Annotated in this window: 12 protein-coding genes, 1 pseudogene and 1 riboswitch; all 13 genes and pseudogenes read right to left on the reverse strand. The window is 36.7% G+C overall.

The window, feature by feature from the left end:
- Nucleotides 1-2 precede the first annotated feature (2 nt).
- The 13 genes and pseudogenes from pelF to AC3ANV_RS17835 all read right to left on the reverse strand — a co-directional run bounded on the left by pelF (nt 3) and on the right by AC3ANV_RS17835 (nt 12446).
- Nucleotides 3-1763, reverse strand: coding sequence for a GT4 family glycosyltransferase PelF (pelF, locus tag AC3ANV_RS17775; protein WP_488310016.1), 1761 nt, complete (start codon nt 1761-1763; stop codon nt 3-5).
- 21 nt (nt 1764-1784) lie between these two features.
- Nucleotides 1785-2714 (reverse strand): NAD-dependent epimerase/dehydratase family protein, encoded by a 930-nt coding sequence (locus tag AC3ANV_RS17780; RefSeq protein ID WP_488310017.1) that lies wholly within the window; start codon nt 2712-2714, stop codon nt 1785-1787.
- A 309-nt stretch (nt 2715-3023) separates the two neighbouring features.
- Nucleotides 3024-3668 carry a YfjL-like protein gene (locus AC3ANV_RS17785; protein WP_488310018.1) on the reverse strand — a complete coding sequence of 215 codons (645 nt, stop codon included), beginning with the start codon at nt 3666-3668 and terminating at the stop codon, nt 3024-3026.
- A 639-nt stretch (nt 3669-4307) separates the two neighbouring features.
- Nucleotides 4308-5752, reverse strand: a pseudogene (locus tag AC3ANV_RS17790) (IS1182 family transposase); the annotation flags it as partial.
- Between the two features lie 391 nt (nt 5753-6143).
- Complete coding sequence (locus tag AC3ANV_RS17795) at nt 6144-7235, reverse strand: AI-2E family transporter (protein WP_488310019.1); 1092 nt, start codon at nt 7233-7235, stop codon at nt 6144-6146.
- Nucleotides 7236-7500: 265 nt separating this feature from the next.
- Nucleotides 7501-7707, reverse strand: a complete 207-nt coding sequence (gene copZ, locus AC3ANV_RS17800) for a copper chaperone CopZ (RefSeq protein ID WP_488310020.1) — start codon at nt 7705-7707, stop codon at nt 7501-7503.
- Nucleotides 7708-7720: 13 nt separating this feature from the next.
- Nucleotides 7721-8068, reverse strand: coding sequence for a metal-sensitive transcriptional regulator (locus AC3ANV_RS17805; protein ID WP_488310021.1), 348 nt, complete (start codon nt 8066-8068; stop codon nt 7721-7723).
- Between the two features lie 114 nt (nt 8069-8182).
- The gene (locus tag AC3ANV_RS17810) at nt 8183-8755 is read right to left on the reverse strand and encodes a DNA-3-methyladenine glycosylase I (protein WP_488310022.1); all 573 of its coding nucleotides are present in this window, start codon (nt 8753-8755) and stop codon (nt 8183-8185) included.
- A gap of 103 nt (nt 8756-8858) precedes the next feature.
- Nucleotides 8859-9626, reverse strand: a complete 768-nt coding sequence (locus tag AC3ANV_RS17815; RefSeq protein WP_488310023.1) for a TatD family hydrolase — start codon at nt 9624-9626, stop codon at nt 8859-8861.
- 2 nt (nt 9627-9628) lie between these two features.
- Nucleotides 9629-10387 carry an ABC transporter ATP-binding protein gene (locus AC3ANV_RS17820; RefSeq protein ID WP_488310024.1) on the reverse strand — a complete coding sequence of 253 codons (759 nt, stop codon included), beginning with the start codon at nt 10385-10387 and terminating at the stop codon, nt 9629-9631.
- Nucleotides 10384-11151, reverse strand: a complete 768-nt coding sequence (locus tag AC3ANV_RS17825; RefSeq protein ID WP_488310025.1) for an ABC transporter permease — start codon at nt 11149-11151, stop codon at nt 10384-10386. Before AC3ANV_RS17825 ends, AC3ANV_RS17820 begins: the two co-directional genes overlap by 4 nt.
- Complete coding sequence (locus AC3ANV_RS17830; RefSeq protein ID WP_488310026.1) at nt 11151-11441, reverse strand: thiamine-binding protein; 291 nt, start codon at nt 11439-11441, stop codon at nt 11151-11153. The genes AC3ANV_RS17825 and AC3ANV_RS17830 overlap by 1 nt, the downstream gene beginning before the upstream one ends.
- Before the next feature lie 12 nt (nt 11442-11453).
- Nucleotides 11454-12446, reverse strand: coding sequence for an ABC transporter substrate-binding protein (locus AC3ANV_RS17835; protein ID WP_488310027.1), 993 nt, complete (start codon nt 12444-12446; stop codon nt 11454-11456).
- Nucleotides 12447-12632: 186 nt separating this feature from the next.
- Nucleotides 12633-12742: riboswitch (TPP riboswitch) on the reverse strand.
- Nucleotides 12743-12882: the final 140 nt, after the last annotated feature.

A 12882-nucleotide genomic window follows, 5' to 3' on the forward strand; every position in this document is an offset into this window, starting at 1 on the left:
AATCATTTTGCTTTTCTGAAGCGTTGTTCTTTTATTGATTGTTCCATTTTCTCTAATTCAATAGTGGCTTTTTTAGATTCACCTAAATGATAATAAGCTTTAGCAATTTCAGTTCTGTAAACAAAGGTTGCCGGCGTACCGGGGTCCACATTGATTGCAAGACGAAAGTGCTCTATCGCCTCATTATAAAAGCCGTTTAATAAAAACGCATACGCTTTTTCACTATAATGTTTTTGTAGCTTCACAATTGTACTTGAATCTAACAATTGATCTTTTTGAATATGAGCAACCTGCTCAAATGAATGTGTAGCAAGCTTAATATAGCTTTTTAAATGATGATCGAGTACTTTATTTAAGGTAAAGTAGTTTAATGCCCGCTCCCTGGCATCTCTGCCAAGGGACTGTCTTAGGCTCAAATTCTTCAATAACAAGGTAATCGCATTAGCAAATTCTTCTGGATTCCTTGGCGTTACAAGAAAACCTGTATTTCCAAGGGCTTCTCTAATTCCACCTACATCTGTTGCAACTACAGGCTTACCTGTCATCATTGCTTCGACGACTGAATAGGGGAACGCTTCTGATATAGATGATAATGCAATAATATCTCCAGAATGATAAGCTGAAACCATATTCGTCGAATGCCCCGCAAAAATAAATGTTTCTTCAAGTCCTAATGTTTTTACCAAGGAAAGGCATTCTTCATAATAGCCCTGGACTGAAACAGATCCATAAACGATAAACTTAACATTTGTTATCTGTTTTTTTACAATCGCAGCCGATTTAATTAATGAAAGAATGTCTTTAATGGGATCAATACGTGCGACCGATACAACAGTCGGGGTCAATCGCTCCACTTTTTCTCCCTCAACAAAAACATTTGTGTCCACACCGTTGTATATAACCTCAATATTTTCCTTTGGTACGCCAAATTTCGTTTCCCATCTTGTATTGTAATGACATACCGGTGAAACCTGATCAGCATAGTGAAAATTTAACGCATTAATCGAATGTATAAAGCGTATAAGAAAAGTATTTAAAAAGACTGATAGATTTCTTTTAGAAAGTGATAAATATTGCTCCCGTAAGTAAACTCCGTGTTCTGTTAAAAGGAATGGGGTTTTATGTTCAATTTTCCCAATTACACACGGAATTCCACAAAAGGCTGATGCAGATGAATGGCTGACATGTGCCTTTGGAACCGTTGTATTAATAATATTTAAAAAACGGTACACCCAGCCCAGGCTTTGAATAAGTCCATAAATATCAGGCTGAGAAAGTTTAAGTTTCTGATCCGATACCAACTCTAAAATAAGTGCTTTATAGTGATTCCACACAAGTTCAGATTTAAATGTTTCTTTATATTCATATTCCTGAAAATACTTATAGAGTTGATGAAGAATCAACCCAAAATTTCCAGAGTCCTTATCGGGATTAATGATCTCTAAAATTAACTCTTTAAATAATGGAATAAACAACCCTTTTATCACCTTTTTGGTTGTTCGCTTCTTTTGTAAATAGACGAGTGAAAAAGGAGTAGGTAAATGTTCACACGGCTCTTCCGTTCCCCATAAAGGTACTTTTAGTAAGCCTGTCGACTTTGGAAGTTTGAATTTTTGCGTAATAAATGGATCAGTCATTACGCTATATAGAATATAATCGACCATATCCAATTCCTTAACAAGCGTGTCACACCACGTGCTAACCCCCCCCTGATGGAAAGGGTAGGTACCCTCTGTTGTGAGCATTACCTTTAATTTTGTCATTACCTTCACCCATTATAAAAATCAATTTTTAAACATTATCTTATTTTTAAAAAAAGCAACGGTTTCCTTTAATCCTGTTTCAAATAATGTCTCCGGTTCCCATTTCAAGAATTGCTTTGCCCTTTCTAATGATAAATAGCTATCTTTTATATCACCCGTTCTGGCTGATTGATAACTGATTTCAAGTGGCTTTTTTGAGAATTCTTTTAAACGTTCTATTAACATATTTAAAGAGACTGGATTACAAGTACTGATATTAAATGTCATATTATTACCATATGTAATTGCTCGTACATTTGCTTTTGCAACATCACGTACAAAGATAAAATCTCTTGTTTGTCTTCCATCACCATATACAGTTAATGATTGGTCATTCATCAGCTTATTAATAAAAATACTTATAACGCCGGCTTCACCTGAGTGATTTTGTCTCATACCATAAACGTTACTATAGCGAAGAATCGTGTAATTTAATCCATGCAGGCTATGGTAAAGTCTGATGTATTGTTCAGCAGTTTGTTTAGATAGCCCGTAAAAGGAAATCGGGTTTAAAGCATCTGTCTCTAAAATAGGAACATTCTTTGCAAATCCATAAACAGCTGCCGATGAAGCATAAATGAATTTAGATACCTTATATTTTGTACAAAGTTGCAATAGATTTAAAGTTCCTAAAATATTAATCTCACTATCAATTAATGGATGATGTTTTGAATATTCAACCGATACTTGAGCAGCCTGATGTATGACGATGTCTGGTTTATGAGTTATAAAAATTTCTTCGATTGACTGTGAATTAATATCTATTTGATAAAATGGAAGCCCTTCAGGGACATTGGTAATGCTCCCGGTGCTTAAGTTATCTACAACAATGGCTTCCCAGCCTTTTTTTAACACTTCCTCAATTATAAAAGACCCAATAAATCCTCCACCGCCTGTTACTAGAACTCTCACTACACCACTCATTTCTAAACAATTAATTTTTTCTTTAAGATTAAGGAAAAAATTACCAATTATATTTATTTATAGGCTATTTTCCCTATAACTTTTCTATTTCTTTGTAAGTATATTATTACTTATCCAAAAGTGTCTACTAGGAAATAAGAAAATTCGACAATATTTTTTTCTGAGTTATTAAAAAATATTCTCCACCTTTTTCAATTACTACTATTTTTGAAATGAGACAAACTTAATCCTTGAAGCTAATTAAAAAAAAGCACTCCACTAAAAAAGTAGAGAGCCTTTTTTTCACAACAATACCTATTATTTTTCTATAATTTTGCCAACTTCCGATATAAAAAAAACCTTCTCATTATGGTGCAATTCTTTTTCAAAATATCTGATTTCAACCAAAATCGGAAAATGTTGCTTTTTTAAATAGCTGCTTAGTTCGTACATCTTTTGTTTTTCACTTTTCATGTTCATTTTTTCCCAATTGGCTTTCATATTGATCGTTAAGGAGCATCCAAGTTGGGAAGCATGGACCTCTTCGTAGGTAGGAATATGTGGGCCAAAGAATTCTCCCCTTTCAACAATTCGCATTGCCTTGAATGTCGGTCCATCCAAGTTGGGAAAAATCGCTTTGATTTTCGCTTTCATTTTACTTGATAAATCACTATCCCACATGACTTTCGGGTAGGTGTCGGAATAACCCGCTACCGCATCCGGGTCCTGTTCCACACTAAATAATAAGTCGGGATTCTCCTTTGGATAAGCATAGGATTGATACGTTTCAGTTAAATGATTATAACTCGTTTTCTTTATAACAAAATCCTTATTATACTTTTTTGTTACGTAGGACTGCATACTAGCTTCCTGTTTTGCTTTTCCCCAGGGTGTTCCAAATAGACTAGCATAAACGTAAAAGCAAATAAATAGAATGAGTACAGCTAACAACCATAAAATCACTTTCGTTGCTTTAATACTCCCTCACCCCCCTAAAATGGAAATTTAAGGTTTATTTATCTACAATCGTTCTATCCTCTTTAATAAAAAAATTTTGTATTTAGATTAAACTTTTATTCAAAGCATGCAATTTCTACTACTAATTTCTGAATATTTTATACTATTTTATTCGACAGTTTCCCTTTGTATTCCTTTAGCTACTATAAGAAAAAATGGTAGAATTAGTGTTTGATGCTTTTGGCATTAAAGCACACCTTTACTATTAGTACAAGAACCTCCTGTTCCACTACATAGGCAAAAGCTTGCTCAAGAATAAAAATTATGAAAAACAAAAGCTTCCCTACGGTAGCTCAGGCTGTCGAAAAACCCTCGGCAGCCTTTTATTTTATTCAATCACTTCAATAGTTCACCGCGTTAATTTGTTATATAGGCTTTTAAACAGGTCTGTTGATTGGCGCTCCAGGCACTTCGCTTTTCCGCGGGCGTGCCGGGGAGCCTCCTCGTCGCTTCGCTGAGGCCACTGAAAATCTTACGTTTTTTATTTTTAATATTGGAAGTTGGTACAAAAAAGGCAGTTTGTTGTCCAGATTCAGACAACAAACTGCCTTTTTCCTTGTTAATTTGTCCTGATTTTTTCTCCTCAAGGAGCTTCAGAATCCGCTTAATATTGACTGCGAATATCGCTGTTGCTCCTTGAATCTCCATACCTAATAGACCCGCGGATGACGCTATATCATACCCGTGTCTGTGTTTCAGTTCACTATTTTTTGCTTCAATTTTATAGCGAGTTTTCGCTAGTTCTTTAAATGCTTCCGTATTTTGGAACTCTTCTTGATCTAGATGTTCTGTTGATTTGATGGTTACTGAATAGGTCTTACTTTTCGCTCCATCTTTATAACATCCTTCACTGAAAGACAAACTTGACATTTTTTAATGTCAAAAAGGTACTTGATCCTAGGGTTTTTATCTTGACCCTTTCTTGCTTCAAATTTTTTTCGAATCGCCATATGTCCTGCTTTACAAACATACATTCCTGCATCTTTGTTAAATTCAAACTTATCCTCTTTTGCGCGAGTACCATGTGTAATATGCGGATGTAACTTTGAAACCAGTGTTAGCTCATGCTCTTTTGTATAGAGAATATTATTTTTCTCGGAGTAGGCTGTATCCCCAATGATCGTATCAATTTCCATTCCAGTGGCTTGGCTTTTTTCAATTAACTCCTGCATGTATTTTCCATCACTTTTTTCACCTGTTGTCACAACAGCTGCAGTTATTATTCGTTCGTCACTCATTGCGATATGTGTTTTATAGCCAAAAAAGGAGGAATCTGCTGTTTTATGTCCTACACGTGCATCTGGATCAGCTGAAAAGTTTAGTTGTTCTGTATAATCTTCCACTACTTCTTTTAGCACATTTAATTTTTCCTTAACGACTGGAATTGTAGCGATTTGAGGTTCTGATTCAACCACAGAAATTACTTCACGACAATAATTTAGTTCATCTGTTACTTCGTTAGAAGTTGTTTTCGGTGGAAATTTCTCTTTCATTGATTCATCAATTTGATAGACGGCTTTTCTAACATTTTTTGATTTCTCTTGTAGAAATTCCTTCGGTGCCTTTTGGTTATAACGCGCTTTTGTATGTGTGGCATCCATAATAATTGTTTTACTTTTAATGATTTCTTTTTCAAGTGCAATCTCAACTGTTTTTCCAATAAGCATATCTAATAAACCCACATCTTGGAGACGGAGCCTACGGAATTTCGTTAAAGAGCTAGGGTCAATTACAGGATCTTCCGGTGCCATGTCGAGGAAATACTTAAACGACATATCATATTTAGAACGTTCGACTACATCTACATCTGACAAATCATGAATCGATTTGAGCAATAGATATTTAAACATACGAATTGGTGACACTGCATTTCGGCCGTTATTAAGGCAATATTTCGCTTTTAATTCCTCGATAATGAAAGAAAAGTCCACTAGTTCATTGATTTGGCGAAGCATATTATCTTTTGGAACAACAAGATCATAAATAGCAATATATGGACTAAAATTGAGAGAGTCTTGATTGGAAATCATTTTGATACCACCTACATAATTTAATGTCATTATTATAAGGCAAAAAGACAGTTAAAGGTTTGATTAAATCAAACCTTTAACTGTCTAATAATAAAAAAGGACTTTTTCAGTGGCCTCCGCAAAGCGCCGAGGAGGCTCCAGGACCTCCCCGCGGAAAGCGAGTGCCCGGAGCGTAAATCAACAGGCCCATTTGCAGGGACAGTCAATAAATTTGGTATTTACATTCTGACAGAATAAAAAATTGCCGAGAAAAATAACCTTTCTCGACAATCTGAGCTCCTCTACGGTAGCTTTTTGTATTTAGTGTACTAAGTATTGGTTTGAACTCAACGACTGTAGCAAAAATTTTGTTCTTGTTTATACTCGATTATTTAACTATTTTTATATACTATCAGGACTTGATAGATGCTTTTTTCCTAGCCTTAATAAATTTAATTGTATTTAAGACAATTGTTTTACCAACAGCATAAGTTGGTACGGCTAAAACCATTCCTAAGACACCTGCAAGATTTCCGGCAGCAAGAAGTATTATGATGATTGTTGCAGGATGGATATCAAGACTTTTACCGAGAATAAGGGGCGATACTACATTCGATTCCACTTGTTGTGAAAGTATAAGCACGAGTATTACTAACAGGACCTTAGTTGGTGAATCGAAAAAAGCTACGATTATTGCAGGTATAGCTCCAAGAATTAGACCAATATAAGGAATAAAGTAAGTAACTGCCACGGTTAAAGCCATTACAAGTGCAAATGGTAAGTTGATTATAAGGTATCCAATTAGTGTCATAGTTCCAACCGAAATGGCAACAGCTATTTGTCCATGAATATAGGTCGAAAGAGTTTCACCTGTCTCTTTTATTATTGTCATACCCTCATCCCTGAAAGCAGCTGGGAATAATTTAGACAGTGCTTTTGGAAATTTATAACCGTCCTTTAACATGTAAAACAGCAAAAAAGGCACAGTGGCAAGAATAACTGCTATATTTGCAATCACACCAATTATATTTGTAATACTATAAGTAATCCTCTCCGGCATTGTATTGGCGAAGCTAATAAGCTTTTGTTCAAAAGATTGAAAAAGATTATTTTGTGCGTTTATGGCCCATTTAAATTCCGATGTTTGAGCTACCTTGTTAAAATAATCAATGGTTTTATTAGCATATTCAGGGAGTGCCATGGCTAGTGCAGTAAACTGCTTACTTATAGATGGAACAATGTTCCCAATTATTAAAACCACCATTCCAACAACCACTACATAAATAATTAGAATCGCTATGAATCTTGGAACTCTTTTACGATGGAGAAAATTAACCACTGGATTTAACAGGAAAAACAGAAATCCTGCGATGAGGATCGGAAAGAATAATGTTGAAATAAAGATACCTATTGGCTGGAATAAGAAAGAGACCTTTGAAGAAACAAAAATAATAGATAAAATCAACAGTATCTGGACTAACCAGTATTGAAATTTACTTTTCAACTTGCTGTCCCTCAATTTCTAACTTAGTTTTGTTAACTCTCAGATAATATTAGACCATTTAACCAGTTGTAAATCAAGGATACATTTTCATGGTTATTAAACCTTTTATAGAGCTTTTTGTTGGCATATTTCATACGAAAATGGCCGCACCATTAGGTAGAGGAAACTTCAATTGTCCCTTATAAGGAATACGCCTTAAATTATCAGTTACCTCCAAATACCAAAATAAGAACGTACAATCAAGTACGTTCAGTGCTGCTGAAAATTATTTTACATCATAGCCCTGATCATCAATGGTTTCTATAATTGTACTTAATGAGACCAATTTAGCGTCGAATTCTACATCAACTTTACCCTTAGAAAGATCTACCGATACCTTTTTTACTCCTGGGAGTCCGCCAACGCTGCCTTCAACAGCTTTCACACAATGGCCGCATGACATTCCGCCAACATTTAATGTTACTTTTTCCATAATAAAACCCCCGTTACATTTTCATTAATTTTTGTATGGTGACAAGCACCTCATCCAAAACTTCAAAATCGCCTTCTTGAATGCGATCTACTACACAGGTCTTCATATGGCCTTCTAACAAAACTTTCGCTACACTATTTAATGCCGATTGAGTAGCTGAAATTTGAGTGATAACATCGTCACAATATGTATCTTTTTCGATTAACCCTTTTAATCCGCGAACCTGCCCCTCAATCCGATTTAGTCTAGTGATCAGATTGCTTTTGACTTTATCCGAATGATGGCTCTTTCGCTGGCTAACGTCATCTGAACAACATAATTCATCGATTAAATCTTGCTTAGGTTTTTGATCAAAAGACATGTCAACACCTCCTTTTTGATTATTATAATATACCCCCGTATCGTAATGCGACTGTCAAATCCGTTTGTTAAAAAAAGTTCACAAGCATTTTTATAGCATGGGACCTTTTCTTTTTTATTTCACTTCATTAAATGTGTTTTTATAGCAATCACAAGTCATGATATGGTCATTCACCATACCGGTAGCTTGCATAAAGGCATAACAAACGGTAGAACCGACAAATTTGAAGCCGCGTTTCTTTAAATCCTTACTTAATTTGTCACTTATTTCTGTTGTCGCAGGCACATCCTCCAGCACTTTAAAGTGATTTTGAATCGGCTGTCCACCGACAAATGACCATAGATATTTTTCAAAGGAGCCGAATTCCTCCACTACTTTAAAATACGCTTTTGCATTGCTTATGACTGCATTAATTTTAAGCTTATTTCGAACAATTCCCTCATTATGTAACAGTTCTTCAATCTTTTTTTCATCATAGGTAATAATTTTTTCAGGGTCAAAATTATCAAAGGCAGCCCGGTAGTTCTCCCTTTTCTTAAGAATCGTATACCAGCTTAAACCTGCCTGGGCCCCTTCGAGATTTAAATATTCAAACAGCAAGCGATCATCATGGACAGGCACACCCCATTCTTCATCATGATAGCTTATATACAACGGATCCTGATTTACCCAACCGCATCTATTCATCTTAAATAACCTCCATGTTAAAACAATAATAAGGGGTTTAACGGAATCACGCCTCTGAGGTCAGTCCCTCACCCCCTTAAAGTGTTACCTGAACTGAACTTCTTTACGTTAAACTGTAAAAGAATTTTGTATTTCGAATTAAAATTCCAGCCACTTCCTCCTTAGAGCGTTTTTTTAGTTTTGCGATCATTTTTATAGATTCCATCATCATGTTTGGATGTGTCATTTGTCCTTGAAATGGTCCTTCAAAGGGCCATGGGCCGTCTGTTTCAATCATCATTTGCTCTAATGGATATCTCTGTACTAATTGTTGGATTTCTTCTTCATAAACCACGTCAGGGGTAATCGAAATAAAGTATCCATTTCCTGCCATTCTCTCCACTATATTTTCATCACCTTTAAACCAGTGAAAATGCGCCTTCCTTACAGAATATTTTTCTAAGAGGTCACAAACGAAAGGAGCATCATCATATACAGCATGGAGAACTATCGGTTTCGCCCAAATTTTAGCTTTAATAATAAAACTCTCTAACAGCTTCATATATTGACCAAAATCCTGCTTAGACACTTTTTGTTCAAGTCTCAGGTAGTATGGGAGGCCAACCTCTCCAATCGCAATCATCTCTTCACGATGCTTCTCCATCCATTCTAGCAGTTCATTCAGCTCTTCCACCGTAGGCAGCGGCTGCTCCGGATGGAAACCGAAAGCCGGTTTCACCTTAGAAAATCTTTCCGATAAATAAAGATTTCTTTTACACGATTCAAGATCAAAAGAAACTGACACCATTGCATCAATTCGAGTTGAACTACCCATCAGACTATTAATTTCTTCATCTTTATAATGATCTAAATGAATATGAGCATCAATCATTTTCAAAAAACTCCCGCCTTCCCTGAGGCCGACCCGACTAATGAATAATGGACTCTTCTTTTCCATTGTAAAAAATGATCATCCAGTAAAATACTTTCATGTCGCGGCCGCTTAAAAGGCACCGCAATTTCGTCAACAACTCTAGAAGGCTTTTGAGATAGAACAATAATCCGATCAGATAAATATAAGGCTTCCTCAATATTATGGGTGATGAACAAAATGGTGCGCTTATGTGCTTCCCAAACCGATAACAACCATTTTTGCATCTCAAAGCGTGTGAGTTCATCCAATGCCGAAAATGGCTCGTCCAGACAAATAACCCCTTGCGGACTTAACATCGCACGTATAAATGCTGCCCGCTGTTTCATTCCTCCCGATAACTCATGAGGATACGCATTTTCATAATCAGTCAGTCCTGCTATTCCAAGCATTTCTCTTGCCATCCCAACTTCCTTTTTTCCTTGAAGCTCCTGCCCCAGAAGAACATTATCGAGGACTGTTCTCCAAGGCAAAAGTGATGGCGTCTGAGGCATATAGCTGATGAATCCACGTTTTCCGTTAATCCTCTCATTTTCCAACGTTATCTCCCCGCTGTCCGGTGACAAAATCCCGCCAATTATGTTAAAGATCGTACTTTTTCCGCTTCCGGAAGGCCCAATGATGGAAACAAATTCATCTTTTTGAATCGAGAAGTTCATCTCCTTCGTAACTTCATTTGGCCCGAAGCTTTTTGAAACATCCTTCACGATAAGATGGCTCACTTTCTCTCCTCTCCTTTCAACTGCCAGCGAACAACTCGCCGTTCGACCAAAACAATCATCAGAAAAAATAATAAGCTTAATACCATAATGGCAAAAATAGCGACAAACACCCTGTCTGTACGAAACGAAGAAGAGGCTAATGTCATATAGACCCCAATGCCCTGTTTAGACCCAAGCCATTCTGAGATGACAGCCCCCATGACGCTGTAAGTAGCGGAAATCTTTAAGCCGGAAAAAATAGAAGGTAACGCAAATGGGAACTCCAATTTCCAAAATAGCTGTTTTTTCGATGCGCCTGCCATCATCATATAATGTTTTAGCTCTGCAGGAGTTTGCCTAAAACCGTCCAATGCGGCAACCGTAATCGGAAAAAAGCAAACGAGCGTAATCACAATGATTTTTGGCAATAAACCGAATCCGAACCAAATTACCAATAGCGGTGCAAGAACGATAATCGGTACATTTTGCGATAAAATAAGCAATGGATAGAGCGATTCTCTTAAAATTGGAACCAAATACAGAAAGACTGCTACTGCCAATCCAATTGCCGTCCCGACTGCAAAACCAAACAAGGAAATTTTAATGGTCGAAATTAAATCAAGATAAAAACCTGACCAGCCTGCGAATGCTTCTCTAAATACGTTTGATGGTGGAGGAAGCAGCCATTCCGGTACATTCAAAACCCTTACAACAATTTCCCAAATTACGAACAAAAGGAGGAGAACCAATAACGGTCTCCACCCTTTTAAAAGTATTTTCTTCATTATCGATATTTCTCCGTCAATTGGTCCATAGTAATTCCGCTTGGTTGGTACAGTATTTTCACTTGGGAAATCACATTACGGCTTCCGATTTCAATCATTCGTTCATTCATTGCAGCGATAATACGAAATAAGTGCTCAAGCTCGCCCTCCATCGTCGTTTCTAATGGATGGACTTCATATTTCACTCCCGATTCATCGATTACGCGAATTGCTTCATCCACATACGGGATAACATCTTCTCCGTCTTTTGTTTTCGGTAATATTTGAATGCTGATCAATGCATTGGCCATTTTGATAACCTCCTATTTTGGTAAAAATTCATTCGTAAATGCTTTATTCGCATCTAATTTTTTATCAAGAAGTTTATGGTCATACATCCAAGAAGCGTAGTTTTCCCAAACCATCTTCTTTTGGATCCCCCATTGCTTCGCATCGTCCTGATATTTCGGTGATAACCATTTTTGGCTCGCTTTCACAAGCTTTGGATCTAAATCCGGGGCCGCTTTAATAAGGATATCAGCCGCTTGGTCAGGATTTTTAATCGCATACTGATAGCCCTTTGTTACTGCCTTTAAGAACGCTTTTACTGTTCCGGGGTCTTTTGCAATCATATTTTCATTTGTTTCCAAAACAGGCGTGTAATAGTCGAGCTTATCGGAATAATCCGTTAAGTAAATCATGTTAATTTTTTCATTGCGAAGCTCAGCTTCTACACCTGTCCAGCCGTAATAAATCCAGGCAAAGTCAACATTCTTTTTAATCGCGGTAAAAAAGTCGGTGTCTCCCGTATTAATAATTGTTACCTTATTGACATCGGCATTTTCTTTTTTCATTAAAGAATCAATAACAGATTTTTCAACCGGTGAGCCCCAGCCGCCATAGGTTTTTCCTACAAAATCCTTTGGAGATTTGATATTTTTGGCAGCAGGTGATGCAAAGCCGGATGTATTATGCTGAATGACAGCCGCAATCGATACCAGTGGTACACCCTGGATGCGGGCCTGAGTGATCGCTTCCTGATAGCCAACCCCAAAATTGGCCTTTCCCGAAGCCACCAGCTGATCCGTACCGGCTTGACCAGGCATGATAATATCTACATCTAACCCTTGATCTTTAAAATAACCTTTTTCTTTCGCTACATATAATCCAGTATGATTGGTGTTCGGGGTCCAATCCAGAACAACAGAAATCTTTTTCAGTTGTTTAGTATTCCCCTTCGAAGTATTTGTCTCCTTTTTACTGCTGCAACCGGCAATAAGAAAAACAGATAATAATAGAACGAACCACTTTTTCATTTTTAAAGCCCCCATATGTTAAAAAATAATATCTCTTCCGGATAACATCCGGATGTAACAGAAACAAAACGTAAACAAGAAACAACCTGATAGACGTAATGTTGTTAACATTTTTGAATAAAACAAGACCTAAACAAATAATGCACCCAGGTTTTAGCAACCTGAGTGCATATTAACAAACAATCAATTGTTTAAGAATATGTTCCCTCCGCCGGTATCAACCAGATCAGGTTCCAAGGGTCTACGTCTTAAGAACGATATCTCAACCGGCAACACCGGTCCCCCTACATTTCATTGTATCCATTTTATTTCCCTCACTATTATACCGGAAGCATTTAAAGATGCCAGCCCAGTGCAGAATTCAAAAAATATTTTTCTAAGTTTCAAGAGGGATAGGCAGGAATTTAAGATCATTTTTCCGAATTATATTGTGTAA

Source organism: Neobacillus sp. DFD-2R, assembly GCF_057747865.1.

What these genes read in the sequence shown, in the direction of transcription:
- copZ (WP_488310020.1), bottom strand. Translation starts at nt 7,707, where the DNA reads ATGGAAAAAGTAACATTAAATGTTGGCGGAATGTCATGCGGCCATTGT.
- pelF (WP_488310016.1), bottom strand. Translation starts at nt 1,763, where the DNA reads ATGACAAAATTAAAGGTAATGCTCACAACAGAGGGTACCTACCCTTTC.
- AC3ANV_RS17810 (WP_488310022.1), bottom strand. Translation starts at nt 8,755, where the DNA reads ATGAATAGATGCGGTTGGGTAAATCAGGATCCGTTGTATATAAGCTAT.
- AC3ANV_RS17835 (WP_488310027.1), bottom strand. Translation starts at nt 12,446, where the DNA reads ATGAAAAAGTGGTTCGTTCTATTATTATCTGTTTTTCTTATTGCCGGT.
- AC3ANV_RS17805 (WP_488310021.1), bottom strand. Translation starts at nt 8,068, where the DNA reads ATGTCTTTTGATCAAAAACCTAAGCAAGATTTAATCGATGAATTATGT.
- AC3ANV_RS17815 (WP_488310023.1), bottom strand. Translation starts at nt 9,626, where the DNA reads ATGATTGATGCTCATATTCATTTAGATCATTATAAAGATGAAGAAATT.
- AC3ANV_RS17825 (WP_488310025.1), bottom strand. Translation starts at nt 11,151, where the DNA reads ATGAAGAAAATACTTTTAAAAGGGTGGAGACCGTTATTGGTTCTCCTC.
- AC3ANV_RS17830 (WP_488310026.1), bottom strand. Translation starts at nt 11,441, where the DNA reads ATGGCCAATGCATTGATCAGCATTCAAATATTACCGAAAACAAAAGAC.